Here is a 26,030-nt window from a genome sequence, read left to right as displayed (position 1 = left end):
TGTCGTGTCAGTCGCGCAGCAGGCGGGCGAGCGCCGTGCGCAGCGTTTCGGGGATCGGCACCGGGCGGTTGCTGGCGCGGTCGACGAAGACGTGGACGAAGCGCCCGGCGGCGCAGGCCTCGTCTTCGCCGGCCTTGAAGATGGCCAGCTCGTACTGCACCGAGCTGTTGCCCAGCTTGCCGACCCGCAGGCCGACCTCGATGCGCTCGGGGAAGGCGATGGAGGCGAAGTAGTCGCACGACGAGCTGACCACGAAGCCGATCACCTCGCCCTCGTGGATATCCAGGCCGCCGACCTCGATCAGGTAGGTGTTCACCGCGCTGTCGAAGAAGCCGTAGTACACGACGTTGTTGACGTGACCGTAGACGTCGTTGTCGTGCCAGCGCGTGGTGATGGGCTGGAAGTGGGCGTAGTCGCCGCGCAAGTGCTGCGGTGGGTTCATGCTCGGTCCTCGTGCTTGCGTACCACCCTAAGGCCTGGGCGGCACGCGCGATACTTTGATTCGTCGGCTGTATTGCGGCCTATTGGCCGGCTCCAGCATTCGCCGGGTGGATGATCAGTACGCCGCCTGGTAGATGGCCAGGGCGTCGGCCTCGTTCACCTCGCGCGGATTGTTCACCAGCAGACGCTGCTGGAGCATGGCGTCGCTGGCCAGGGTGTTCAGCATGGCTTCCGGTACGCCGGCGTCGCGCAGGCGGCTGGGCAGGCCGCAACGCTGGTTGAGTGCGGCCAGTTCGTCGATGAAGGCGGTGCAGCGCTGCTCCGTGCTGCCGCCCTGGAAGCGCTCGCCGAGCAGCAGTGGCGCCAATTCGGCATACAGCGGCATGGCGGCCGGGGCGTTGAAACGCAGCACCTGCGGCAGCACCAGGGCGTTGGACAGGCCGTGGGGGATGTGGAAGTGCCCGCCCAACGGGTAGGCCAGGGCGTGTACCGCCGCCACCGGCGCGTTGGCGAAGGCCTGGCCTGCGAGCAGGGCGCCGAGCAGCATGGCCTGGCGCGCCTCGCGGTTCTGCCCGTTGTGCACCGCCTGGTCGAGGTTGGCGGCCAGCAGGCGCAGCGCCTCGCGGGCCAGCAGGTCGGACAGCGGGTTCTTCTTGATCTTGCTGGTGTAGGCCTCGATGGCGTGAACCATGGCGTCGATGCCGGTGGCAGCGGTCACCGCCGGCGGCAGGCCGAGGGTCAGGTCCGCGTCGAGCAGTGCCAGGTCCGGCAGCAGCAGCGGCGAGACCACGCCCATCTTGGTGGTTTCACCGGTGGTGACGATGGAGATCGGCGTGACCTCCGAGCCGGTGCCGGCGGTGGTCGGCACCTGGATCAGCGGCAGGCGCTGGCCACGGGCATTGCCGACGCCGTAGATGTCCTTCAGGGCCTGCTGGCAGTTGGGGTGGGCGAGCAGGGCGACCAGCTTGGCCACGTCCATCGAACTGCCGCCGCCGAAGCCGATCACCAGGTCGGCGCCCAGCGCGCGGGCGCGCTCCACGGCGTTGAGCACGATGGCCTCGGGCGGGTCGGCGATTACCTGGTCGAACACTTCCACGGCCACGCCGGCTTGGGCGAAGCCCGGCAGCACGCCGTCGAGCAGGCCGAAGCGGGTGATGCCGGGGTCGGTGACCAGCATCACGCGCTGGGCGCCGCGCTCCTGGCACAGGCTGGCGAGGCGCACGCTGGAACCGGATTCGCAGAGGATTTGCGCGGTGGTGGCGAAGCTGAAGGGTTGCATGACGAATCCTCCGAAAGGTCAGGGCTGCGCCGGCACGGGCTGCTGGCGGGCGAAGAAGTCCCAGATGGCCCGTGGGCCGTCGAAACCGGAAAGGGTGGGGCCGAGCAGGCGCGGTGCGCGGAAGCCGGACTGGGGCAGCAGGTGGCCGCCGCCGATCACTGCGTACAGGGCGACCTCAGGGCGGCCGTCGGCGTGCCAGTGATCGAGCTCGACCTTCTGCGCCGGCTTGTCCGGATCGCTCCAGACGCCGTCGCGGTGCATGTCGGCGGCGGCATGCCCGGCACGCTCGGCGAAGTACAGCGCCGACTGGTAGGACGAGAGCACGTTGCCGCGGTCGCCGAAGCCGAACAGGGTGACGCGGCCGCCGTTATAGGGGTTGATCGGGTCACGGGTGCCGTTCATGAACAGCACGGGCGTGGCGCCGGCCACCGGCCGGCAGTCGAGGTTGTCGGCGCTCGGCAGGTTGGCCGCCACGGCAGCGACGCCAGCCAGCAGCTGCGGGCGCTGCAAGGCGATGCGCAGGCCCAGCTGGCCGCCATTGGAGTAGCCGGCGAGGAACGCACGGCGCGGGTCGGCGCCGTGCTGGGCGGCGAAGTGCTGGATCAACGCAGCGACCAGGCCGACGTCGTCGATGTTCTGCCGGCGCGCCGGGTAGTCGGCGGTGCTGCGGCAATCGTTCCAGTTGCGCTGGTAACCCTGTGGGTAGACGACGATGAAGCCCTGCTGTTCGGCCAGGTGCTCGAAGTCGTAGGCGCTGAAGGTGCGGATGTCGTCGATGGTCTGCAGCGAGCCGTGCAGCACGAACAGCAGTGGCGCGTTGGCCGGCAGCGTGGCGGGAATGTAGTAGGCGTAGTCGCGCGAGCGGCCGCTGACCTCGATGCTGCCCTGTTGCAGGCTGGCGCTCAGGTGGGGCTGCGCGGGCTTCGGCGCATAGAGGAAATAGCCATACAGGCCGGCCAGGATCAGGGCCAGTACCAGCAGGGCTTTGAGCACAGTTCTTGTTGTTTTCATCCGTGCCTCTCGGTGAGGGGAGGGGATGCGCACGGGGCTGCCCGGAAGACCGCCGGGCAGCGCCGCGCGCAGCACCAAATCAGAACGCGAAACTCTCCTCCGGCATCGCCATCAGGCAGGCCGCGCCGCCCAGCAGGGCCTCGCGGTGGCCACTGGCACGCGGCAGCACGCGGCGCAGGTAGAACGCGGCGCTGTGCAGCTTGGCCTGGTAGAAGGCAGCCTCGCCAGTGCCGGCGTCCAGTGCCTGCTGCGCGGTGGCGGCGGCCTGCAGCCAGAAGCCGGCCAGCAACACATAGGCCGAGTACTGCAGGAAGTCCACCGAGGTGGCGCCGATTTCCTCGGCATCCGCCTGGCTCAGGGTGATCACCTGGGCCGCCAGCTCGCGCCATTGCTGCAGGCGCGCGCTGACCACACCGGCCAGTTCGGCCAGGGCCGGTTGGCTGGCGCTGCGGTCGGCCAGGGCGGCGAACTCGTCGATCAGCGCGTTCAGCTCCGAGCCGCCGTCACCGAGCAGCTTGCGGCGGATCAGGTCGAGCGCCTGGATGCCGTTGGTGCCCTCGTACAGCTGAGTGATGCGGCTGTCGCGCATCAGCTGCTCCATGCCCCACTCGCGGATGAAGCCGTGGCCGCCGTAGACCTGCACCGCGTGGCTGGAGACTTCCTGGCCCATGTCGGTGAAGAACGCCTTGACGATTGGGATCAGCAGCGCGGCGCGCTTGGCTGCGGCCTTGCGCTCGGTAGCCTCACCGGCGCCGTGCTCCAGGTCGAGCTGGCGCGCGGTGTAGGCGGCGAGCATGCGGCTGCCTTCGACCAGGGTCTTCTGGGTCAGCAACATGCGCCGTACGTCCGGGTGCACGATGATCGGATCGGCCGCCTGCTGCGGCGCCACGGCACCGTTCAGGCCGCGCGACTGCAGACGTTCGCGGGCATAGCGCAGGGCGCCCTGGAAGGCCGCCTCGCCCAGGCCCAGGCCCTGCAGGCCGACTTGGAAGCGCGCGTCGTTCATCATGGTGAACATGCAGGCCAGGCCCTGGTTGGCCTCGCCGATCAGCCAGCCGGTGGCGCCGTCGAAGTTCATCACGCAGGTGGAAGCGCCCTTGATGCCCATCTTGTGCTCGATGGCACCGCAGGACAGAGCGTTGCGCTGGCCCAGGCCGCCCTCGGCGGTGGCGATGAACTTGGGCACCAGCAGCAGGCTGATGCCCTTCACGCCGGCCGGGGCGTCCGGCAGGCGCGCCAGCACCAGGTGCACGATGTTCTCGGACAGGTCCTGCTCGCCGCCGCTGATGAAGATCTTGTTGCCGGTGACCTTGTAGCTGCCGTCGGCCTGGGGCTCGGCGCGGGTGCGCAGCAGGGCCAGGTCGGTGCCGGCCTGCGGCTCGGTCAGGCACATGGTGCCGGTCCACTGGCCGCCGACCATCTTGGCCAGGTAGGCGTCCTTGAGTTCGGCGCTGCCGTGCTTGTCGAGCGCCAATACGGCGCCCTCGGTGAGGCCGGAGTAGACGCGGAACGACAGCGAGGCGCCCATCAGCATCTCGTGGAAAGCGAAGGACACCAGCTGCGGGAAGCCCTGGCCGCCGAAGTCGATCGGCCCGGTCATGCTTGCCCAGCCGTTGTCCACGTACTGCTTGTAGGCGGAGCGGAAGCCCTTGGGTGTGCTGACGTCGCCGTTTTCCAGCTGGCAGCCTTCCTCGTCGCTGTTGCGGTTGAGCGGGGCGATCTCGTTGCCGGTGAAGGCCGCGGCCTCTTCCAGCACGCCGTCGATCAGCTCGCGGTCGAGGCCGTTGTTGAGGCGCTCGCAGTGGCCGGCGACGTCGAACAGTTCATGCAGGACGAAGCGCATGTCGCGCAGGGGGGCTTGGTAGCTCATGCGCGGCCCTCCTGTACGTCGCTGAATTTCTTGCCGTCCGCCACCAGGCGGTCGATCAGGCCGGCCGGCTGCCAGTGGGCGCCGAAGCGCTCGGTCAGCTGCAGCAGGCGCTCGCGGATCACGGCCACGCCCTGGGCGTCGGCCCAGGCCATCGGCCCGCCCTTGTCGGCGGGGAAGCCATAGCCGTTGAGGTAGACCAGGTCGACGTCATGGGCGTTGGCGGCGATGTTCTCCTCGAGAATCTTCGCGCCCTCGTTGACCAGGGCCAGCAGGCAGCGCGCCAGGATTTCTTCCGGGCCGACATTGCGGCGCTGGTAGCCGAGGCGCTCGCCCTCGCGCTGGACCAGGGCGTCCACCAACGGATCGTGCTCGGCCTGGCGGCTGCCCGGTGCGTAGGTGTAGTAGCCCTTGCCGGACTTCTGGCCGAAGCGGCCGAGTTCGCACAGGCGGTTGTCCACCTGCACCTGGGCCACGTCCTGGCCCTTGCCGGCCAGTTCGCGGGCGCGCCATTCCAGGTCGATGCCGACCACGTCGTACATGCGGAACGGGCCCATGGCGAAGCCGAAGCCCTGCAGGGCGCTGTCCACCTGGTGCGGGTAGGCGCCTTCGAGGAGCATGCTGCGCGCCTCGAACACGTAGGTGTGCAGCATGCGGTTGCCGATGAAGCCGTCGCAGTTGCCGGCCACCACGCTGATCTTGCCGATGCGCTGGCCGAGGGCCACGGCGGCGTCGAGCACGGCCGGGGCGGTGTCGGCGCCACGCACGATCTCCAGCAGCTTCATGATGTGCGCCGGGCTGAAGAAGTGCAGGCCGAGCACGTCCTGCGGGCGGGCGGTGACGGCGGCGATGGCGTCGATGTCCAGCGCCGAGGTGTTGCTGGCGAGGATCGCGCCCTGCTTCACGATGCGGTCGAGGGTGCGGAAGATTTCCTGCTTGAGCTCGAGGTTCTCGTAGACGGCCTCGATCACCAGGTCGACATCGGCCAGGTCGGCGTAGTCGTTCACCGCCTGGATGCGCGACAGGCGCAGGCTGGCTTCACCGGTGCTGATGCGGCCCTTGGCGACGTTCTGCGCCCAGGTGTCCTCGGCCATCTTCAGGCCGGCCTCGACCATCTCCGGGTTGTTGTCCAGCCAGAGGACCGGGATGCCGGCGTTGGCCAGGCTGATGACGATGCCGCGGCCCATGGTGCCGGCGCCGATCACGGCGGCCTGCTCGATCTTGTAGTTATTGCTCATAGCCTTTCCTCGAACGCGATAGCGAAAACTGACGCACCTTAAGTACCGCTGTACTATTTGAGAAATTTTGACTTGTGATAAGTTGAATTCCTCTCGTGAATATATCGACCTTCGACCTCAACCTCCTGCGCGTACTCGATGCCCTGCTGCGCGAGCGCAACGTGTCGCGTGCCGCCGAGCACCTGGCGCTCAGCCAGCCGGCGGTGAGCAATGCGCTGGGGCGCTTGCGCGACCTGCTCGACGACCCGCTGCTGGTGCGCGTTGGGCGCTCCATGCAACCCACGCCCCGGGCCCTGGAGCTGGAGGCGCCGATCCGCGCCGCACTGCGACAGATTGAGGAGAGCCTCAGCGAGGGCAGCCGCTTCGACCCGGCGCGCAGCCGCCAGCGCTTCACCATCGCCCTGACCGACTACGCCGAGATGCTGCTGATGCCGCGTCTGCTGGCACGCCTCACGGAGCTGGCGCCGGGCATCCGCATCGACGTGCGGCACCTGTCGCCACGGCTGCCGGCCGAGGCGCTGGAGAAAGGCGAGATCGACCTCGCCCTGGGCCGCTTCGAGGCCTTGCCGCCGCGCTTCAATGGCGTGCGCTGGATGAGCGAGACCCTGCAGCTGGTGGCGCGTCGGGACCATCCGCTTCTGGCGCGCGGGCTGGATCTGCAGGCGTTCCTCAAGCTGCGCCACCTCTGGGTGCACGGCGGGCAGACCCGCGGCATGGTCGAGCAGTGGCTGGGCGAGCAGGGCCTGAGCCGCGAGATCGTCTACACCACGCCGAACTACCTGCAGGCTGCGCACATCGCCGCCAGTGGCGAGCTGGTCGCGGTACTGCCGACGCGGCTGGCGCGCTACTTCGCCGGGCTGCTTCCGCTGCAGCTGTTCGACCTGCCGTTCGAGCTGGGGCCGTTCCATCTGGAGATCGTCAGCCTCGACCTGCGCAGCCGTGACACGGCCCTGCAGTGGCTGGTCGAGCAGATCCAGGCGCTGGACCAGGCCTGAGCGCTACCGTTCGTCGCGTTTTCTCCCGTGCAGGCGCCGCACAAGCGAGGCGCGATGGCTCTGCGACGCGGCTTTGCCCAGCGCAGCGGGAGGTTCGTACGCAGCGTCTCTGGCATGGGCGATAGCGCCGCACCAGCCGCGTGCCGGCAGAGCGGGGCGACCGCTTACCGCCGAAAAAGTGCTAGACCATCTGCGCCCGCGCCTTATGCCCCATCCGCCTAAAGACGCGGGTTGCAGCGCCGTAGACTGGGGCTCCCAGGCCGAGAAACCAGGGAGAACCCTATGCCTATCGCCATCAATCCGATTGGCAGCAGCCTCTACGAGTCGCGCCCGCTTCGGGCGATCGACGACAGTGACACCGCACTGGGCAGCGTGCGAAACCGTTTCGACACGGAGCTCAACCCGACCAGCGCCGAGCGACTGCAGGACCGTCTGGAGCTGGCGCGGGAACGGGCCGCCGAGCGTTCCGCACGGCAGCAGGAACTGGCCGAGGAGCGGCGGGAACTGCTGCGTGAAGAGCTGGCCGAGCAGGCGCGGCAGGCGGCGGATGAAGCCGCCAGCAACCTGCAGGATCGGCTGCGTCAGCAGCAGGTGGAGCGGGTGCTGGAGGCCCAGCGGGCCGAGCAGCTGCAGGTGAACGCCGAACAGACCGATCCGCTGGCGACGCAGAACGCCGTCCAGCAGCAGACGTCTACCCAGCTGACCTTCGGCCCGCAGCAGACGGTGACCACGCGGACCGCCATCGAGGCGATCACCACCTACCAGGAAACCCGGGACCTGATCGCCTAACGCGCCGTGTGGTGGCTGAGAAACGATCTGTGGTGATTTGCCGGCCGATGGCGGCTGTGTGCTGGTAGTGTTGTGCCGAATCGAGGAGCGGAATCCCCGCAGCAGGCGGTGGTCAACGCCTGAGCACAACAAGAAAGGAAGTACGCCATGCACACACGTTCACTTCTGCCCGGTCTGCTGGTCGCGGTTTCGCTCGCTGGCTGTAGCGATGGCTCGAACCAGCCGGTCGAGCAGGGCTACGGCCCGCAGCCGCAGTTGCCGGCGCCGAGCGAAGGGCTGCTACCCACCGTCAATATCGCCCCTGCCGTGGGCTGGCCCGACGGTGGCAAGCCGGTGGCTGCCGCCGGCACGCAGGTCAATGCCTTTGCCTCCGGCCTGGATCACCCGCGCTGGCTGTATGTGCTGCCCAACGGCGATGTGCTGGTGGCGGAGAGCAACGCACCGGCGCGCGAGGGTGGCGGGATCAAGGGCTGGATCGCCGGTAAGGTGATGGAGAAGGCTGGCGCCGGGGTTCCCAGCGCGGATCGCATCAGCCTGCTGCGCGATGCCGACCACGATGGCGTTGCCGAGATGCGCACGGTGTTCCTCGACCAGTTGCACTCGCCATTCGGCATGGCCCTGGTAGGTGATCAGCTGTATGTGGCCAATGCCGATGCGCTGCTGCGTTTCCCTTACCAGGCCGGCCAGACCCGTATCGAGGCTGACGGCGCCAAGGTCACCGACCTGCCGGCCGGGATCAATCACCATTGGACCAAGAACGTCATTGCCAGCCGCGATGGCAACAAGCTGTACGTCACCGTCGGCTCCAACAGCAACGTCGGCGAGAACGGCATGGAGATGGAAGAGGGGCGGGCGGCGATCTGGGAAGTCGATCCGGCCAGCGGCGCCAAGCGCCTCTTCGCCAGCGGCCTGCGCAACCCCAATGGCCTGGCCTGGGAACCGGTGAGCGGCAAGCTGTGGACCTCGGTCAACGAGCGCGACGAGATCGGCGATGACCTGGTACCGGACTACATCACCTCGGTGCAGGACGGCGGTTTCTACGGCTGGCCCTACAGCTACTTCGGTCAGCACGTCGATGCGCGGGTGCAGCCGCCGCAGCCCGAGCTGGTGGCCAAGGCCATCGTCCCCGACTACGCCCTCGGCGCGCACACCGCCTCGCTGGGCATCGCCTTTGCCGAGCAGGCGCAGCTGCCGCCCTTCAAGGAAGGCATGTTCATCGGCCAGCACGGCTCGTGGAACCGCAAGCCGCACAGTGGCTACAAGGTGATCTTCGTGCCGTTCAAGGACGGCAAGCCCGATGGCATGCCGCAGGATGTGCTGAGCGGCTTCCTCGATGGCGAGGAGCAGGCCATGGGCCGCCCGGTGGGCGTGGTGGTCGACGACCAGGGCGCGCTGCTGGTGGCGGACGATGTGGGCAACCTGATCTGGCGCGTCAGCGCCAAGGCGAGTGAGTAGGCGGGTGTCGCGGCGCCTCCCCGCACTCGTCGCGCTGCTGCTGCCCGGCCCGCTGCTGGCCAGTGAAGCCGTGCAGCTCGATCCCTCGGTGATCAGCGGCTCGCGCAGCGCCGAGCGCAGCTTCGACCTGCCGTTCTCGGTCGACAGCCTGGATCGGCGCACCATCAGCGAGGGGCAGCCGGGTATCAATGCCTCCGAGGTGCTGCAGCGGGTGCCGGGGCTGGTGGTGCAGAACCGGCAGAACTACGCCCAGGACCTGCAGGTGTCGTCGCGCGGTTTCGGCTCTCGCGCCACCTTCGGGGTGCGCGGCATCAAGCTGATCGCCGACGGCATCCCGGCCAGCACACCGGATGGCCAGGGCCAGCTGGCGACCTTCGACCTCGACAGTGCCGAGCGCATCGAGGTGCTGCGTGGGCCGATGGCGACCATGTACGGCAGCAACGCGGGCGGTGTGATCCAGCTGTTCTCCCGCGACGGTGAGGGGCCGCCGCAGGTGTCCGCCGGTACGGCCTGGGGCAGCGACCAGTTGAGCCGGCAGCGGTTGAGCGCCGAGGGCGGCAACCAGTGGGGCGGCTTCATCGTCGACAGCTCGCGGCTGGATACCGACGGCTACCGCGACCACAGCGCGGCCCTGCGCGAACAGACCTTCGCCAAGCTCACCCTGCATCCGGATGACGACAGCCGCCTGGCCCTGAGCTTCAGCGACTTCAACCAGCAGAGCGATGATCCGCTGGGGCTGACCTGGGACGCCTACCGTGACGACCCGCGCGCGGCGCCGGCGGTGGCCGAGCTGTTCGATACGCGCAAGAGCATCGATCAGCAGCAGCTGGGCCTGAACTTCGAGCGCCAGTTCGGCGCGGCCAGCCTGCAGAGCACCCTATATGCGGGAACGCGGCGGGTGGTGCAGTACCAGTCGATTCCAGTCGCCGTGCAGGGCAACCCGAAACACGCCGGCGGGGTGATCGATTTCACCCGCGAGTTTCACGGTGGCAGCCTGCGCTGGCTGCAACCCGTGGCGGCCTTGCCCGGCGAGTTCGAGTGGGTGCTGGGGCTCGATTACGACCATAGCGAGGACGACCGCCAGGGCTACGAGAACTTCGTCGGCAGCCAGTTGGGCGTGAAGGGCCAGCTGCGCCGCGACGAGCTGGACCGGGTCAGCAGCCTCGACCCCTATCTGCAGGCCAACTGGCGCCTGGGCGACTGGACCCTGCAGGCGGGGGTGCGGCATAACCGCGTCGAGGTAGAGGTCGACGATCACTACCGCAGCAACGGCGACGACAGCGGCAGCCGTACCTACCAGCAGAGCACGCCGGCCTTCGGCGTGCTCTACGCCTTCACCCCCGAGCTGCACGGCTATTTCAGCGTCGGCCAGGGCTTCGAGACGCCGACCCTGAGCGAGCTGGCCTATTCGCCCGATGCCGGTGGCTTCAATCTGCAGCTCGATGCGGCGACCAGCATCCAGTACGAGCTGGGCCTCAAGGCCTTGCTGAGTGAGGGGACGCGGCTGAATGCCGCCCTGTTCCAGATCGAGACCGACGACGAGCTGGTCGTGGCCGGTTCATCCTCAGGGCGCAGCACCTTCCAGAACGCCGCCCAGACCCTGCGCCGTGGCGTCGAGCTGAGCCTGGAGCAGCAGTGGGGCGAGCAGTGGCAGGCCAGCCTGGCCTACACCTACCTGCAGGCAACCTACGACCAGGACTTCAGCAGCGCCGGGCGGCAGATCGAGGCGGGCAATCGACTGCCCGGCGTGCCGGCCACGACCCTGTACGGCGAGCTGCTCTGGCGCCCCAGCGCCGCGCTCTCCACCGCCATCGAGGGCCTGTACCGCAGCAAGGTGTATGTCGAGGACAGCAACCAGCAACGCCCGGCTCCGGGCTATGCCGTGTTCAACTGGCGCGTACGGCATGAGCAGAGCCTGCAGCAATGGACCTTCGGCCAGACCCTGCGCCTGGATAACCTGCTGGACCGCGACTACATCGGCTCGGTCATCGTGGCCGAGGGCAATGGCCGTTATTACGAGCCGGCGCCGGGGCGCAACTGGTACCTCGGGGCCGACCTCGCCTTCAACTTCTGAGAACCCGTCCCCGATCTCCCGGCTCGCGGCCATACGGCGTTAAAAGCCCCCTCGGAATGCTCATTTACCACTCGTAAACTGCGCTTCCTCGGGGGCTTTTGCCTTGTCTGGCTCTAATCCAGAAGATCGTGAACAGGTTCTGGCGCGGCTGCAAGGCCAGTGCTTTGGCGCGGCGGGAATGTCCCCGCGCGAGGCGCTGTGAATTAGGCTGCAGGCACAACAACGATAAGGAAGATCGCCATGCGCAAGCTGCTGTTACTGGCCCTGCTCGCCGCCTGCAGTCATCTGCTGTTCTGGCCCACGGCGCTGCAGCCGGTGGCCTGGCAGCCCGGTCCGGTGCCCAAGGCCGAGGGCGTGTGGGCAGCCAATACCCGGCTGGATGGCGCGGTGCTGGAGCAGTCCGGCCTGGACGGCCCGGATACCGTGGTGGTGGATGGCCAGGGCCGGCGCTACAGCGGTATCGGCGACGGCCGCATCCTGCGTTGGACGACCGGGGCGGAGGCGCAGACCTTCGTTACCCTGGCCGGGCGCCCGGTGGGTATGAACTTCGGTCCGGACGGCAGCCTGTACGCGGCGGACGAGGCCAATGCCAAGGTCTGGCGCATCACGCCCGACGGCCAGGCGCAGGTGCTGGTGCAGAGCGATGCGCAACAGCGCTTCACCTTCCTCAATGATGTGTTCGTCGCCCGCGATGGCCGCCTGTTCTTCACCGAGGCTTCCAGCCGCTGGGGCCTGGCCGAAAACAAGCGGGCGCTGCTGGAGCACGGTGGCGACGGTGGCGTGTTCGTGCGTGATCCGGATGGGCGCATCGAGCGGGTGATGGATGGCCTGCAGTTCGCCAACGGCGTGGTGCTGAGCCCGGACGAGTCGTACCTGCTGGTGGCCGAGACCGGCGCCTATCGCATCACGCGCCTGTGGATACAGGGCCCGCGCAGCGGCCAGCGCGAGGTGCTGGTGGACAACCTGCCGGGCTTCCCCGGCGACCTGTCGATTGCCCCGGATGGCAGCTACTGGTGCTCGTTCTTCTCGCCGCGCAAGGCCGTGCTCGATGCTCTGGGCCCCTGGCCGTTCCTGCGCAAGGTCGCCTCGCGCCTGCCGCCAGCGCTGCTGGCGCGGCCCAGCCGTTATCCGCACGTGTTCCGCTTCGACGGCGAGGGCAGGGTGCTGGAGAGCCTACAGGCTTCGCCGGGCAGCGAGTTGCCCAGCTTCAGCAGCGTGGTGCAGGTGGGCAACGAGCTGCTGCTCGGTACCCCCGGCGGCGTCGGCGAGATCGATGCGGATCGCGCCTACCGCGTGCCGCTCTAGTTGCTCAGCGCCAGCTCGTCATCCTGCGTGGGCTGTGGCGAGCTGAATTCCAGGCAGCCGTCGTCCAGGCGCCCGTGGCGCAGCAGGGCCAGGTCCAGCAGGTAGTTCTGGTACAGCTTCCATGGCATGCGGTCGCCCTGGCTGGGCAGCAGGTGGGCGGCGCGGTCGATGTAGCCGGACTGCAGGTCGAGGAACGGCTCCTTGCCGATCTCTCCGTGCTGGCGTGGCGTCACCTGGCGCATGCCGAGCGCATCCATGTGGCGGATCACGCGGCACAGGTACTGGCTGGAGAGGTCCGCCTTGAGCGTCCAGCTGGCATTGGTGTAGCCGAGGATCACCGCGGCGTTGGGCAGGTCGCGCAGCATCAGGCCGCGGTAGCCCATGCTCTCGGCGGCGACGAAGGGTCGGCCGTCGACTACCAGTTGCATGCCGCCGAACAGCTGCAGCTCCAGGCCGGTGGCGCTGACGATGGCATCGGCTGGCAGCTCGCGGCCCGAGCGCAGCTTCACACCGGCTTCGGTGAAGGTTTCGATCTCGTCGGTGACTACCTCGGCCCGGCCCTGGCGCAGGGCGGCGAACAGATCACCGTCGGGTACCGCGCAGACGCGCTGGTCCCAGGGGTTGTAGCGCGGGCTGAAGTGGCGCATGTCGTAGCCCTCGCCGAGCTGGCGACGCGCCAGGCCGAGCAGCAGGCGGCGAATCATCCCAGGGCAGGACTTGGCCAGGCGGTAGAACAGCATCTGGAAGGCCACGTTGCGCGTGCGCCCCAGGCGATACACCCAGTTGCTCGGCAGCCAGCGGCGCAGCGCGGCGAGCAGGCGGTCGTGCTGCGGCAGGTTGATCACGTAGCTCGGCGAGCGCTGCAGCATGGTCACGCTGGCGGCCTGATCGGCCAGGGCCGGGACCAGGGTCACGGCGGTGGCGCCGCTGCCGATCACCAGGATGCGCTTGCCGCTGGGGTCGAAGTCCTGCGGCCAGAGTTGCGGGTGAATGAAGGTCCCGGCGAACTGCTCGCGGCCAGGGAAGTCCGGGGTGTAGCCGGCCTCGTAGCGGTAGTAGCCGGTGCACAGCATCAGCATGCGGCAGCGCAGCTGCAGTGGCTCGGCCGCGTCACCGCGCTGCACTTCGAGGGTCCACAGGGCCTGCTCGCTGTCCCACTGCGCGCGCTGCACACGGTGCTGGTAGCGGATCAGGGCGTCGACGTCGTGCTCGCGGGCGGTGTCTTCGATGTAGCGGCGGATCGACGGGCCGTCGGCGATGGTCTGCGGGTCGGTCCAGGGGCGGAAGCTGTAGCCGAGGGTGTACATGTCCGAGTCGGAACGGATGCCCGGGTAGCGGAACAGGTCCCAGGTGCCGCCCATGGCGGCGCGCCCCTCGAGGATGGCCAGGCGCTTGTCCGGGCACTCGCGGCGCAGGTGGCAGGCGGCGCCGATACCGGACAGGCCGGCGCCAACGATCAGGATATCCAGGTCTTCGACGGACATGCGGGCTCCTCATTCCATGTGTGCAGCAAGCCTAGCCAACCCCGAGGGGCGGGCGACACTGGCTGCAGCATGGCATCCGGAGGGCTGTCTGAGCGAACCGCGAGGAGGGCGAAAGCGCCAAACTGGCGACTGCGCCGCAATGAAAAAGGCCCCGCGAGCGGGGCCTTGGCGATCAGATCTCGGGATCGATCGGCGGGTGCTTGTGCCAGGCAGTGCCGCCCGGCAGCAGCAGGTTCAGCGCCAGGGCGCTGATGGCGCACAGGGAGATGCCGGAGAGGGCGAACTCCTTGCCGCCGATGACCATGCCACCGATGCCGAACACCAGGGTCACCGAGACGATGATCAGGTTGCGCGCCTCGGACAGGTCGACCTGGTGGCGAATCAGGGTGTTCAGGCCGACCACCGCGATGGAGCCGAACAGCAGGCAGAGGATGCCGCCCATCACCGGTACCGGGATGGCCTGCAGGCCCGCGCCGAACTTGCCGACGAAGGCCAGCAGGATGGCGAACACCGCCGCCCAGGTCATCACCTTGGGGTTAAAGCTCTTGGTCAGCATCACCGCGCCGGTGACTTCGGCGTAGGTGGTGTTGGGCGGGCCGCCGAACAGGCCGGCCGCCGAGGTGGCCAGGCCGTCGCCGAGCAGGGTGCGGTGCAGGCCCGGCTTGCGCACGAAGTCCTTGCCGGTGACGGTACCGACGGCGATCACCCCGCCGATGTGTTCGATGGCCGGCGCCAGGGCCACCGGCACCATGTACAGGATGGCGCCGAGGTGGAACTCGGGGGCGACGAAGTTGGGGATGGCCAGCCAGGGCGCTGCGGCGATGCCGGCGGTATCGAACACGCCGAAGAAGGCCGAGAGGATGCAGCCCACGGCGATGCCGGCGAGGATCGGCACCAGGCGGAACAGCCCGCGACCGAGCACGGCCACCAGCAGGGTGGTGATCAGCGCGGGCATGGAGATGAACATGGCGGTCTGGTAGGGCACCAGCTGCGCGGCGGCGTCGCCGGTCTTGCCCATGGCCATGTTCACCGCGACCGGCGACAGAGCCAGGCCGATGGCGATGATCACCGGGCCGATCACTACCGGCGGCAGGATGCGGTCGATGAAGCCCGGGCCTTTCAGCTTCACGGCCAGGCCGAGGAAGGTGTAGACGAAGCCGGCGGCAACCACGCCGCCGAGCACTGCCGGCAGGCCGAACTCACCCTTGGCGGCGATGATCGGGGCGATGAAGGCGAAGCTGGAGGCCAGGAACACCGGTACCTGGCGTCCGGTGGCCAGCTGGAACAGCAGGGTGCCGATACCGGCGGTGAACAGCGCCACGTTCGGGTCCATGCCGGTGATCAGCGGCATCAGCACCAGCGCGCCGAAGGCGACGAACAGCATCTGTGCGCCAGAGAGGATCTGCCGCGGTAGCGGGTCGTTGTACTCGCTCATGCTCAGGCGTCCTTCTGCTTGGTGCCGAAGATCTTGTCGCCGGCATCACCGAGGCCGGGAATGATGTAGCCGTGTTCGTTGAGGCGCTGGTCGATGGAGGCGGTATAGATGATCACGTCCGGGTGGGCGTCCTCGACCTTCTTGATGCCCTCGGGCGCGGCGACCAGGACCATGGCGCGGATTTCCTTGCAGCCGGCCTTCTTCAGCAGGTCGATGGTGGCGACCATCGAGCCGCCGGTGGCGAGCATCGGGTCGACGATCAGCGCCAGGCGCTCGTCGATCTCCGGTGCCAGCTTCTCCAGGTAGGTGTGCGCCTGCAGGGTTTCCTCATTACGCGCGATGCCCACCGCGCTGACCTTGGCGCCCGGCACCAGGCTGAGCACGCCGTCGAGCATGCCGATGCCGGCGCGCAGGATCGGCACCACGGTGATCTTCTTGCCGGCGATCTTCTCCACCTGCACCGGCCCGGCCCAGCCCTCGATCTCGTAGTTTTCCAGCGGCAGGTCGTTGGTCGCCTCATAGGTGAGCAGGGCGCCCACTTCCTGGGCCAGTTCGCGGAAATTCTTGGTGCTGATGTCGGCGCGGCGCATCAGACCGATCTTGTGGCGGATCAGCGGATGGCGGATCTCACGAGTGGGCATGCAGGGGTTCTCCGGGGCGGGCAAAAAATTCTGGCTAGAGTAAAGCACTGGTCATGCCAGGTAGAAGCCGCGCAGTTTAATGGTTCACCTGAGCGAGTGGTCAGAAAATGTACCCGCGGGCTTGCCCTGTGCCGCCCATCTGAGTACCTTTGCCGACCATTTTTTAACCAGCCCCTTTTTCTACCCGGAGCGCGCCATGTCCGCCGATCTCGCCCACATCCGCCAAATCATGGCCGAAGCCGATTGCCTGTTCACCGAGGCACAGGTCGAGGCGGCCATCGACCAGGTCGGTGCGACCATCAGCGCGGAGCTGGCCGAGAGCAATCCGGTGGTGTTCTGCGTGATGAACGGCGGCCTGATCTTCGCCGGCAAGCTGCTGACCAAGCTGAACTTCCCGCTGGAGCTGTCCTACCTGCACGCCACTCGGTACCGCAGCGAGACCACTGGCGGCGAGCTGTTCTGGAAAGCCAAGCCGGAAATCTCCTTCATCGACCGCGAAGTGCTGATCATCGACGACATCCTCGACGAGGGGCACACCCTGTCGGCCATCATCGAGTTCTGCAAGCACGCCGGCGCCCGCGCCGTGCACACCGCCGTGCTGATCGACAAGGACCACGACCGCAAGGCCCGTCCGGACCTCAAGGCCGACTACGTTGGCCTGTCCTGCCAGGATCGCTTCATCTTCGGCTACGGCATGGACTACAAGGGCTACTGGCGCAACGCTGCCGGCATCTACGCCGTCAAAGGCCTGTAAGTGCGCGCGCCGGCCTTCCTCGACCGCGCCCTGTTCGCCGCGCTGGCGGGCAAGGCGGCCGAGGCTCCGCGCCGGCGTGCCCACCACAACCTGCACGAGATGAGCGAGCCCTGCCATCGCCTGGCGGTGGGGCTGCAGCCCGACACCTATATACCTCCCCATCGCCACCTGTCCGCCGACAAGGCCGAAACCCTGCTGGTGCTGCAGGGCCGCATCGGCCTGTTGCTGTTCGGCGAGGACGGCACGCTCGAACAGACCCGTCTGCTCGAGGCCGGCGGCGACTGCCTCGGCGTCGACCTGGCGCCCGGCCAGTTCCACGCCCTGGCGGTGCTGGAAAACGACAGCATCCTCTTCGAATGCAAGGCCGGTCCCTACCGCCCACTGGTCGAGGCCGAGCAGGCCGCCTGGGCGCCGCGCGAGGGCGAAGTCGGCGTCGCCGACTACCTGGTCTGGATGAAGTCGCACTTCCCCAGCTGAAAACGCACCTTTAGTCGCGTTGAGCGGCGCACTGGGCGCAGGTAAACTGCCGGCCCCGTGTGAGTCCGCTACGAGCTGGAGTGCGTGATGCGTAAAGACAAGAAACAGGTGATTGGCGAAGAGATCAGCGACGACTCGATCCGTCTTTTCTTGGACGTAGAGCCGGTCGACGACACCCCGCCGTCCCTGCATAAGCTGGTCAAGGCCTACCGCGGCCTGCGCATCGACGACTTCGAAAAGTTCCTCGGCTTCTTCAAGGAAGCCGGCTACGACCTGGCTGCGAAGGATGCCAAGGGCCAGGACTTCATCGCCCTGATCCAGGACCAGCGCCTGGCCGAGCCGTACGTCGAGGCGGTAAAAGCGGCGAAAGCCTGAGGCTTTGTAGAAAAAGTGACCGTCTGACGGGGTTCGTTCATTTTTTGCGCCTGAGTCAGCGGCATTAGTGGTATTGTGCGCGCCGAAAACTCCCGCCCCGAGTGCCCTGAAAGCCTCGGCGCACATGGCCTCGGGCCGGCGCAGAGCGGTTGTGGAGTTACGGCGAATTGAAGAATTGAACGCACGGATCGCCCACAGGCGGCACGTGCCGGACGAGGTTGCTCGGTGTCTGTTCAGGCCAAGTCATCGGCCACGGTGCCAGCCCTCCGAAGCTCCAGACACCCGTCTGGCTGTCAGTGATTAGACGTCGGTGCGCGGCTCAAAAGGCCGATGTCAGCGGCTTGGTACTGCAGATCTTGGAGAAGCGTTAATGACGCAAGTCAATCACGAAACTGTGGATGTGCTGCTGGTCGGCGCTGGCATCATGAGCGCCACCCTCGCGGTGCTGCTCAAGGAGCTGGACCCGAACCTCAAGCTGGAGATCGCCGAACTGCGTTCCTCCGGCGCCATCGAGAGTTCCAACCCGTGGAACAACGCGGGTACCGGTCACGCCGGCCTCTGCGAGCTGAACTACACGCCGCAGGCGGCGGACGGCTCGATCGATATCAAGAAGGCCGTGCAGATCAACGCCCAGTTCGAAGTCTCCAAGCAGTTCTGGTCGCACCTGGCCGGCAAGCAGGGCTTCGGTTCGCCGCGTGACTTCATCAATCCGGTGCCGCATCTGAGCTTCGTGCGTGGCGAGAAGGACGTGGGCTTCCTCAAGACCCGTCACGCCACCATCAGCCAGCACCATGCCTTCGCGGACATGGAATACACCGAAGACAAGGCCACCATGGCCGAGTGGATGCCGCTGATGATGCAGGGCCGCGATGCCGATGAGCGCATCGCCGCGACCCGTTCTGCCAACGGTACCGACGTCAACTTCGGCGCGCTGACCAATCAGCTGCTGCAGTTCCTCGCCACCCAGGGCGGCATCAACGTCAGCTATAGCCAGAAGGTCACCGGCCTCGAGCGCAGTGGCGATGGCTGGACTGCCCAGGTGAAGAACACCAAGAGCGGCGAGCAGCGCGAGATCAAGGCCAAGTTCGTCTTCCTCGGCGCCGGCGGTGGTGCACTGCCGCTGCTGCAGATGTCCGGCATTCCGGAAGGTAAGGGCTTCGGCGGCTTCCCGGTCAGCGGCCAGTGGCTGCGTTGCGACAACCCGGAAGTGGTCAAGCAGCACCAGGCCAAGGTCTACAGCCAGGCCGAAGTGGGCGCGCCGCCCATGTCCGTGCCGCACCTGGACACCCGCGTGGTGGACGGCAAGACCTCGCTGTTGTTCGGCCCCTACGCCGGCTTCACCACCAAGTTCCTCAAGTACGGTTCGTTCCTCGACCTGCCGCTGTCGGTGCGTCCGAGCAACATCGGCCCGATGCTGGCCGTGGCTCGCGACAACTTCGACCTGACCCGCTACCTGATCAAGGAAGTGCTGCAGTCGCCGGAACAGCGTCTCGAGTCGCTGCGCAAGTTCTACCCGAACCTGAACCCGGCCGACTGGCGCCTGGAGATTGCCGGCCAGCGCGTGCAGATCATCAAGAAGGACGCGAAGAAGGGCGGCATCCTGCAGTTCGGTACCGAACTGGTGGCGGCCGAGGACGGCTCCATTGCAGCGCTGCTAGGCGCCTCGCCGGGTGCTTCGGTGACCGTGTCGATCATGCTCAACCTGATCGAGCGCTGCTTCGCCGACAAGACCAAGGGCGAGTGGGCGGACAAGCTCAAGGAAATCTTCCCGGCCCGCGAGAAGGCACTGGAAGACGACGCCGAGCTGTACCGTTCGGTTGCCGAGCGCAGCGCCCAGGCTCTGCAGCTGGCCTGATCCGGCCGGTAAAGAAAAAGCCGCCCTAGGGCGGCTTTTTCATGCCTGCAATTCAGGCTGCCAGTGCGCGGCGCGTGCGTGCGGCCTGCTGCGCCGCTGCGACTCTGGCCCCTGTCGGCAGGCGCTGGCCCAGCCACTGCGGGCGCAGTTCGTTGACCTCTACCCAGCCGTCTTCGCCGGGCATCTCGCTTGCCTCGCGCAGGGCGCGGCAGTTGCCCATGGCATCCAGCAGGGCGAAGCGGCGCATCCGGGCGCGCGGGGTGAGCAGGGACCACAGACTCATCATCGAAGCATTCCTCATACGACTGCGCAGCTTTTATCCCACAGGCCGGTGACAGGACCATGACAGGAACCGCCAGGTAGCTGCGGTGGTCGGAAAGACAGTCAGCGGAGCGCTGGGTATACTGCCGGCCATTTTCCGCCGCCACCTTTTCGGAGATCGCCCATGAAGAAACACCTGCTGTTCGGTCTGCTTGCCGCATTTGGCGTCACCCTCGTCGGTTGCGCCCACAGCCCACAGCAACTGCGTCCACAGCCCAAGCTCAACGCGCCGCTGGCGGCCGTAGGCCAGGGCCAGCCGGTCGTGGTGCGCGTGGTCGATGGCCGTCAGTCGCCGGTGCTCGGCACCCGTGGTGGCCTCTACCCGGAAACCAGCAACATCAGCGTCCAGGGCCAGGACATCCTGCCGCGCCTGCAGACCGAGGCCGAGGCCGCCGTGCGCCTGCTCGGCTTTACCCCGAGCGCCAACGCCTACAACGCGCCGCAGCTGACCCTGACCCTGGCCGAACTGAAGTACCAGTCGCCGAAAGAGGGCATGTATGTCACCGAGGCCGATATCACCGCCACCTTCCGCGCCGACGTGCAGAACAGCAGCCGTCGCTACAGCGGCCGCTACGGTGCTTCGCTGAACCAGCGCTTCGGCATGGCGCCGAACCAGGAGACCAACACCAAGCTGATCAGCGACGTACTCAGCGACGCCCTGACCCGCACCTTCAAGGACCCGACCATCGGCCAACTGCTCGGCCAGCAGTGACGATATAGCGGTCATGAAAAAGCCCGGCAATCGCCGGGCTTTTTGTTTCTGCAAGTCAGGCCGCTTCGGCGTAGAGCTCCGGCAGCGACAGGCCGGTGTGTTCATCGATGTCGGGCAGGTCGTAGTGCTCATGGCCGCCCATGGCGCAGTACACCAGCCAGTGGTGGTCCTGCACGTTGAAGGAGAGTTCGTCGATCACCTCTTCGATCTCGTCCAGCGAGTCGATCAGATAGTCCCGGTCTACTGGTTGCGGGTTGAGCATGGCGGTTCCTCCGCGATTATTGATGGCGCTCAGTCACTTCAGTGACTGATGAGTCACTAAGGGAGAGTCAAACCCTAGGCCAGGAATATTGCGGTTTTCAGACGATTTCGCGATTAGCACCAACGTTCGTCGGAAACGGAATTTATAACCGACCTGTTTTCAGTAGACTGCCGCCCGCCGCAGCCCAGGCCACCCGCCGCCTGCGGCCTGATCCTGCCTGTTTTTGGTGCGCATCCGAACCGCTGCGACCCGCGAGCCAGAGCCGACCGACGGTCGCTGCCTGCTGCTGGTGCCGGTCATTTCCTGCCGATGGTGCACCGCTTCCGTTGTCGAGGTGATTCGCGTGACCCTGCAGTACCTCTGGACCCTATTCGCCGACCATCCCGCGCACATGCTGAACGCGCTGGCGATGTTCTTCGCCCTGGCTGGCAGCTGGTTGCTGCTCGCCACCCGCCTGCGTGAACTGCGTGCCGGTGCGCGCCTTGCTGCGGACAGCGAACTGGACGACGTCGACGGCGAGGCCTCGCTGCTGGACGAGCGCACCCTGCGCATCAATCGCTTCTTCTTCCACTTCGCCGGCGCCTGCCTCGCCCTGGCGCTGGTGCTGTCGTTCTACAGCACTCACCTGTAAGCGCCGCAGCAAGAAAAAAGGCAGCCCTTGGGCTGCCTTTTTCGTTTGCGCTGCGACTCAGAGCGGCAGGCCGGCCTTGACCCGGTACTGGTTGCGCACCGGCGTGGCGTACTGGCGGATCAGCCAGGGGCGCTGCTCGGCAGGGCAGGCATCCAGGCGGCGCTGCCACTCGGCACGGGCGGCGGCGACTTCGGCGGCAGGGAACAGCTGCTCGGCGCTAGGCACTTGCAGTTCAGCGTCGCGCTCGTCCCACTGGGCGTAGGCCAGCAGGTGCACCGGGAACAGCCGGTAGCCGCCGAGGATGCGCTGGTCCATCAGTGCGGCCAGCTGCTTGGCATCCTCGAAACCTTCGCGCACCGCTTCGCCGAAGTGCACATGGACGCGGCCCTTGTAGCCGGTGATGCCGAGGGCGATGCTGGCATCGTCCTCGCCCGGCGCCTTCTCGTAGCTGCCGGTGCTGGCGCGGATATGCAGTTCGCGGGCCTTGGCCTGGTCGCAGGGATCGTACTCGTAGCTGATCGACACCGGCACCAGGTTCAGCGCGGCCAGGGCCTCGGCGAACGGCTCGTCCTTGCGGCTCATGTGGAACATCTTGAGGATCGCCGAATCGGTGCGGTCGTCACCGTCCTTGGCGCGACCCTCGGCCTGGGCGATCCAGATCGACTGGCCTTCCTCGCGGATCGAGTGGTTGATGTAGGCGGACAGCAACTGGAAGGCCGCCAGCTTCTCGCGCCGCCCGGCCACGCTGCGGTGCACGATGAAGCTCTTGTTCAGGCGCATCAGGTCGCTGACGAAGGGGCGCTGCAGCAGGTTGTCGCCGATGGCGATGCGCGGCGTCGGCAGCTGGGCATGGAACAGCGCGTAGTTGACGAAGGCCGGGTCCATCACGATGTCGCGGTGGTTGGCCAGGAACAGATAGGGTGTGCCGGCCTTCAGGTGCTCGATGCCGGAGAAGCTGATGCCATCGGTGGCACGCTCCACGGTACGGTCGATATAGGGCTCGATCCGCGCCTGCAGGGCATCCACCGAAGTGATACCGGCCGTCTCGCTGCGCAGCCGATGGGCTATAAGAGGTTTGAGCAGCCAACCGAATGGCCCGGCCAGGCGCGGGAAGCGGAAGCGCGTCAGGGTGCCGAGGAAGGTGTCGTCGCTCAACAGGCGCGCCAGTACGGCGGGGACTTCGTGGTCGGCGTAGGGTCGGATGGAATCGAATTCGCCCATCATGCTCTCGTGGTTAGGCTGCTCGGAATGCCCGTGCGCGGGCCTGCAATAGACCGGCGATTATACCGGCAAGTCACATGGACACAGCGAAAGCCCCGAAACTAGGGCTCATGAGGTGTGATCGAGTCGTTGATTGGCTACCGATTGTCTACGGCATGACCACGAGACCCTCTAGTCAGCAGGCACACCCGAGCATAGTGAAGGCGCTAAAATTAGGACATCTCTATAAAGAGTGCTACATGAAAAACACCGGCCGTAGCCGGTGTCTATTTTTGTTATTTATTACTGTATGCCAACAAGCCAATCGCCAACCTTTTTTTGCCCAGCCTGCTGAATAGATTGTTGCGCCGATTTATTGTGGCACTGGGTGACGAGAACTATCTGGAAAGCTCGGCCATAATTATTATTAGACGCTGCTGTTCGAGCATGCACCATTAAGCACTCCCTGTTAGGGCACTGAGCTGCGTCTCCACCCAAAGCTGTGTACTGAGTAGGGCAGTCCTTAGCGCCATCGTCATTTGATGACCACTCTAGGTGTTCTTGCCAGGTGTATGCGTATGAGCTTTGAGATGCAAGCATGGCTGTAAAAAGTAAAATATGCTTTTTCATGTTGGTGTCTCTTTGGTTGAAGTTATTAGTCCTTACGGGGAAACTTCATCCCCTTCGCTTAGTAGCGAAGAATTCACCCATTGGCCGTTGTTTGTTATGTTACGGTATTGGATGTTTCCATAGCCTGATTCATTTTTGCAGATTGTGATAGGTATAACTTGATTTCCGGATAAAGAAAATTGACCGAGATCTTGGTTGCAATTTAAATCCTTTACTGCAATTACTCTGGTGTCAGAGCTCAATATGTATTTTCCATTGAGCTTGATTGTCATTGATGCCGCGTGTGCCGACATACTGCCAATGAGCATCACCGTTCCAATAAGTAGGTTCGTGAGCTTCATCAGAGGATTCCTTTAGAAGTCTGCCGAGTAACAGACCAAATAAGCTGTAGCCTCTAGCTACCTAGATGTCCAGTTGCCACTATCTCTGATGAATTGCTGGGGAAAGGTGATGTATCTATGTGCTAATCAATCTCACCTAGCCGAGGATGAAAGAGAAAGAGGATTCAGTGTTAAAGCTTTGTCCAGATGCTCTGGTGCTAGGTGTGCATAGATCATTGTGGTGGTGATGTCGGAGTGGCCCAGGATGTCTTTCAGGGTGCGTATGTCGCCCCCGGCCATGACGAAATGCGAGGCGAAGGTATGGCGCAGGATGTGGGTCAGTTGACCCGGAGTCTTGAAGCCGCAGCGTGCATAGGCTGTCTCATAGGCACCGCGAGCAGGGCCGAATAGCCGCTCAGTCGGCAATGCCACAGATAGCGCCTCTGCGATTAATGCCGGATCGACCGGCACCGTCCTATTCCGGCCGCTCTTGGTCGCTGTGTAGACGATGCGGTCACTCAGTAACTGTGACCGGCGCAGGCGTTCAGCCTCGGACCATCTGGCACCCGTGGCTAGAGCAATCTTGGCGATGATCAACACATAGGGATTCTGAGACTGGCTCAACTCGGCCAGCAGCTGCTTTATCTGTTCGAAGGAGAGGAACGCAAGAGCCTTCTGATCGACACGGAAGCGACGCATGCCATGCAGCGGGTTGGGGCTGTGGTAGTGGCCATGCCGAGCCAGCTCAGCGAACACCGACGAAACATAGATGTGTTCGATGTTGATCGTTGAGGCTGAGGCCGTCTTGAGGCGTTCGGTGCGATAGCGGGACCAGGTGGCGGCAGTGAAGTCGCACACCCGAGGGTTTTTCAGTCGCTCCGTAATCTGCTTGAGCGCCCGGTGACGACGAGCACCGTTTTTCAGGGTGACGCCGTGAACGTGATACCAGAGGTCTACAAGGTCGCTGAATCGCTCAACCGAACGGGCAGGGGAGGCCACGAAGTCACGCTCAAAGCGTTGTGCATGGGCCTTGCTGGCGAAGCCGCCGCGACGTACACGCTGACTACCTCGGCCATCGACGTAGAAGTCTACCGACCATTTGCCGTCAGGCTGCTTTCTGACGGTCATACAGCCCGCCCCCAACGCACATGACGTTCTTCTAGCAGTGCTTTGATGTGCTTGTAGAGGTCGCGTTCGCCCATACCCTTATCCGCGTAGTGGTCGCGGATCACTGGCCAGCATTCCCATTCGGTCAGACGCTTGAAGGCTTGTTTAGCGCCTACCCGTTCCCTGGCGAGCAGGCTGACGAAGTTTCCCAGAAACAGTTCGACGTTCTTGCCGGAGAAGCCGCGAGAGGTCTTGTGGTAGCGCTTGTAGTGGGTCTCATCGAACAGCGAATCAGCGGGGATATCGACTCGCACGTCATCGCGCATCACCGTCCAGATCGGCTCATAGACGCCGGGGCGGGAGAGGTACTTGAACTGATTCAGGCCATAGCGCCATAGGCCGTCCAGATGGCCCGCGAAGGCCGCAAACGAGGTGGTATCAATGGCTGCCCCGGTGTTGATATCTACGGAGCCACTGGCGAACTGCTGGACGATGGAATGGTGGTAGCGAAGCTCTAGACGCCATACGTCCTGCTCGGGGTTGTAGTTGGCCGGGTCGCCCTCGTCGAAGCTGTCACGACGACGCCAGACGGCTTGCCAATAGTCGAGCTTGTCAGACGATCGGGCCTGCTCGGTCTTGTTGTACAGGCAGAGCTGTATGCCATTGGCCGAGCCGAACATAGAAGTTTCGCCACGTCCGTAGACGCTGGATTTGGTGGCCCAAGAAATCTCATTGATGCCCGAGATATCGCGATGGGTGCGCGCTCGGCAGTGCATGCGCGCCACCAGATCCGCCGGAGGTCGCCAGCCTTGCAGGTCTAGGGCGATATGCACGGCACACTGGTTCAACTCGATATGGCTCAGCACCTCAGCGGCATAGAAGTCGAGGCGGGCTTGCAGACGCTCGGGGCTCAGGGAGTCGATTGCGTGGGGTGACACTTCGATTTTCAGGTGTGGGCCAATGGCGTCGATTTTGGCGTTGAAGTTCTTGATCAGGAGGACGAAGCCCAAGTCGGCATTCTGCAGCTTGTACTGGTAGCCGGAGTCACGGCCGACGCGGCCGGAGTGCCAGCGCTGGCCAGCGAAATCGACCAGGGTGCCGGGATTCTCGAATAGCTCCAGCACCTGGGGGCGAATCATGCCCCGATACAGCTGACGGACTGTATCGACACCACAGCGAAGGAGCCGAACGCCTGTGAGGTCGGTCAGCTCGGCTGAATCAGGATCAACGAAAAGCAGCCCCTTGCTGTCTTCCAGGCCAGTGATGGGGTCTAGACGATGATGATCAACCAGCTTCATGAGATTCCCTTTTCTAGATTGTTAGACTTTGCGTGCTGTTTAGATGGGTTTATCTGACGTGTTACAGGGACGTC

At 65.5% G+C, this 26,030-nt stretch carries 26 protein-coding genes; 11 read left to right on the top strand and 15 right to left on the bottom strand.

The annotated features are described in order from the left end of the window. Positions 1-7: 7 nt before the first annotated feature. From PTT45_RS02015 to PTT45_RS01995, 5 genes are all read right to left on the bottom strand, one after another. Positions 8-442 carry an acyl-CoA thioesterase gene (locus PTT45_RS02015; protein WP_273811236.1) on the bottom strand — a complete coding sequence of 145 codons (435 nt, stop codon included), beginning with the start codon at positions 440-442 and terminating at the stop codon, positions 8-10. Positions 443-556: 114 nt separating this feature from the next. Next, positions 557-1,720 carry an iron-containing alcohol dehydrogenase gene (locus PTT45_RS02010; protein ID WP_273811235.1) on the bottom strand — a complete coding sequence of 388 codons (1,164 nt, stop codon included), beginning with the start codon at positions 1,718-1,720 and terminating at the stop codon, positions 557-559. Between the two features lie 18 nt (positions 1,721-1,738). Continuing rightward, the gene (locus PTT45_RS02005) at positions 1,739-2,731 is read right to left on the bottom strand and encodes an alpha/beta hydrolase family esterase (protein ID WP_273811234.1); all 993 of its coding nucleotides are present in this window, start codon (positions 2,729-2,731) and stop codon (positions 1,739-1,741) included. 79 nt (positions 2,732-2,810) lie between these two features. Beyond that, positions 2,811-4,601: an acyl-CoA dehydrogenase C-terminal domain-containing protein gene (locus PTT45_RS02000; RefSeq protein WP_273811232.1), complete on the bottom strand. Its 1,791-nt coding sequence runs from the start codon at positions 4,599-4,601 to the stop codon at positions 2,811-2,813. Next, entirely contained in the window at positions 4,598-5,836 is a 1,239-nt protein-coding gene (locus PTT45_RS01995) for a 3-hydroxyacyl-CoA dehydrogenase (RefSeq protein WP_273811231.1), read from the bottom strand. The genes PTT45_RS02000 and PTT45_RS01995 overlap by 4 nt, the downstream gene beginning before the upstream one ends. A 95-nt stretch (positions 5,837-5,931) precedes the next feature. Here PTT45_RS01995 and PTT45_RS01990 point away from each other — a divergent pair, with 95 nt between their 5' ends. From PTT45_RS01990 to PTT45_RS01970, 5 genes are all read left to right on the top strand, one after another. Next, entirely contained in the window at positions 5,932-6,831 is a 900-nt protein-coding gene (locus tag PTT45_RS01990) for a LysR family transcriptional regulator (protein WP_273811228.1), read from the top strand. Between the two features lie 282 nt (positions 6,832-7,113). After that, positions 7,114-7,620: a hypothetical protein gene (locus PTT45_RS01985; RefSeq protein WP_273811227.1), complete on the top strand. Its 507-nt coding sequence runs from the start codon at positions 7,114-7,116 to the stop codon at positions 7,618-7,620. 147 nt (positions 7,621-7,767) lie between these two features. Beyond that, positions 7,768-9,075, top strand: a complete 1,308-nt coding sequence (locus PTT45_RS01980; RefSeq protein WP_273811225.1) for a PQQ-dependent sugar dehydrogenase — start codon at positions 7,768-7,770, stop codon at positions 9,073-9,075. Positions 9,076-9,079: 4 nt separating this feature from the next. Beyond that, entirely contained in the window at positions 9,080-11,149 is a 2,070-nt protein-coding gene (locus PTT45_RS01975; protein ID WP_273811224.1) for a TonB-dependent receptor family protein, read from the top strand. A 240-nt stretch (positions 11,150-11,389) separates the two neighbouring features. Then, positions 11,390-12,454, top strand: coding sequence for an SMP-30/gluconolactonase/LRE family protein (locus tag PTT45_RS01970; RefSeq protein WP_273811223.1), 1,065 nt, complete (start codon positions 11,390-11,392; stop codon positions 12,452-12,454). On the opposite strand, the gene PTT45_RS01965 is transcribed toward PTT45_RS01970, so the two are convergent. The 3 genes from PTT45_RS01965 to upp all read right to left on the bottom strand — a co-directional run bounded on the left by PTT45_RS01965 (position 12,451) and on the right by upp (position 16,014). After that, entirely contained in the window at positions 12,451-13,938 is a 1,488-nt protein-coding gene (locus PTT45_RS01965) for a flavin-containing monooxygenase (RefSeq protein WP_273811222.1), read from the bottom strand. The two genes, PTT45_RS01970 and PTT45_RS01965, sit on opposite strands and share 4 nt — an antisense overlap. 172 nt (positions 13,939-14,110) lie before the next feature. Beyond that, a complete protein-coding gene (locus PTT45_RS01960) occupies positions 14,111-15,373 on the bottom strand; it encodes a uracil-xanthine permease family protein (RefSeq protein WP_273811221.1) in 1,263 nt (420 codons plus the stop codon). A 2-nt stretch (positions 15,374-15,375) separates the two neighbouring features. Continuing rightward, positions 15,376-16,014: a uracil phosphoribosyltransferase gene (gene upp / locus PTT45_RS01955; RefSeq protein ID WP_273811220.1), complete on the bottom strand. Its 639-nt coding sequence runs from the start codon at positions 16,012-16,014 to the stop codon at positions 15,376-15,378. A 196-nt stretch (positions 16,015-16,210) separates the two neighbouring features. Here upp and PTT45_RS01950 point away from each other — a divergent pair, with 196 nt between their 5' ends. From PTT45_RS01950 to mqo, 4 genes are all read left to right on the top strand, one after another. Further along, positions 16,211-16,768: a hypoxanthine-guanine phosphoribosyltransferase gene (locus PTT45_RS01950; RefSeq protein ID WP_273811218.1), complete on the top strand. Its 558-nt coding sequence runs from the start codon at positions 16,211-16,213 to the stop codon at positions 16,766-16,768. Then, positions 16,769-17,245: a WbuC family cupin fold metalloprotein gene (locus PTT45_RS01945; protein ID WP_273811217.1), complete on the top strand. Its 477-nt coding sequence runs from the start codon at positions 16,769-16,771 to the stop codon at positions 17,243-17,245. An 87-nt stretch (positions 17,246-17,332) separates the two neighbouring features. Next, positions 17,333-17,620, top strand: coding sequence for a PA4642 family protein (locus PTT45_RS01940; RefSeq protein WP_273811216.1), 288 nt, complete (start codon positions 17,333-17,335; stop codon positions 17,618-17,620). Positions 17,621-17,990: 370 nt separating this feature from the next. Then, complete coding sequence (mqo, locus tag PTT45_RS01935) at positions 17,991-19,475, top strand: malate dehydrogenase (quinone) (RefSeq protein ID WP_273811215.1); 1,485 nt, start codon at positions 17,991-17,993, stop codon at positions 19,473-19,475. Positions 19,476-19,527: 52 nt separating this feature from the next. Here the strand turns inward: mqo and PTT45_RS01930 are convergent, their stop codons facing one another. Further along, positions 19,528-19,761: a hypothetical protein gene (locus tag PTT45_RS01930; protein WP_273811214.1), complete on the bottom strand. Its 234-nt coding sequence runs from the start codon at positions 19,759-19,761 to the stop codon at positions 19,528-19,530. Positions 19,762-19,920: 159 nt separating this feature from the next. Here PTT45_RS01930 and PTT45_RS01925 point away from each other — a divergent pair, with 159 nt between their 5' ends. After that, entirely contained in the window at positions 19,921-20,508 is a 588-nt protein-coding gene (locus tag PTT45_RS01925; protein WP_273811213.1) for a YajG family lipoprotein, read from the top strand. A 55-nt stretch (positions 20,509-20,563) separates the two neighbouring features. On the opposite strand, the gene PTT45_RS01920 is transcribed toward PTT45_RS01925, so the two are convergent. Further along, positions 20,564-20,770, bottom strand: coding sequence for a hypothetical protein (locus PTT45_RS01920; protein WP_273811212.1), 207 nt, complete (start codon positions 20,768-20,770; stop codon positions 20,564-20,566). 226 nt (positions 20,771-20,996) lie between these two features. Here PTT45_RS01920 and PTT45_RS01915 point away from each other — a divergent pair, with 226 nt between their 5' ends. Then, positions 20,997-21,401, top strand: a complete 405-nt coding sequence (locus PTT45_RS01915) for a hypothetical protein (RefSeq protein ID WP_443218139.1) — start codon at positions 20,997-20,999, stop codon at positions 21,399-21,401. Between the two features lie 57 nt (positions 21,402-21,458). Here the strand turns inward: PTT45_RS01915 and PTT45_RS01910 are convergent, their stop codons facing one another. From PTT45_RS01910 to PTT45_RS01890, 5 genes are all read right to left on the bottom strand, one after another. Next, complete coding sequence (locus tag PTT45_RS01910) at positions 21,459-22,625, bottom strand: 1-acyl-sn-glycerol-3-phosphate acyltransferase (protein WP_273811211.1); 1,167 nt, start codon at positions 22,623-22,625, stop codon at positions 21,459-21,461. 279 nt (positions 22,626-22,904) lie between these two features. Then, entirely contained in the window at positions 22,905-23,231 is a 327-nt protein-coding gene (locus tag PTT45_RS01905) for a hypothetical protein (RefSeq protein WP_273811210.1), read from the bottom strand. Between the two features lie 32 nt (positions 23,232-23,263). Beyond that, on the bottom strand, positions 23,264-23,572 hold the full coding sequence (locus PTT45_RS01900; RefSeq protein ID WP_273811209.1) for a hypothetical protein: 309 nt from the start codon (positions 23,570-23,572) through the stop codon (positions 23,264-23,266). 132 nt (positions 23,573-23,704) lie between these two features. Next, positions 23,705-24,679: a phage integrase gene (locus PTT45_RS01895; protein WP_273811208.1), complete on the bottom strand. Its 975-nt coding sequence runs from the start codon at positions 24,677-24,679 to the stop codon at positions 23,705-23,707. Then, entirely contained in the window at positions 24,676-25,956 is a 1,281-nt protein-coding gene (locus tag PTT45_RS01890; protein WP_273811207.1) for a hypothetical protein, read from the bottom strand. Before PTT45_RS01890 ends, PTT45_RS01895 begins: the two co-directional genes overlap by 4 nt. Positions 25,957-26,030: the final 74 nt, after the last annotated feature.

Origin of the sequence: Pseudomonas sp. Gutcm_11s (assembly GCF_028649395.1) — a bacterium.
GTDB lineage: Bacteria > Pseudomonadota > Gammaproteobacteria > Pseudomonadales > Pseudomonadaceae > Aquipseudomonas.
This window is presented reverse-complemented; position numbering and strand designations above follow the sequence as displayed.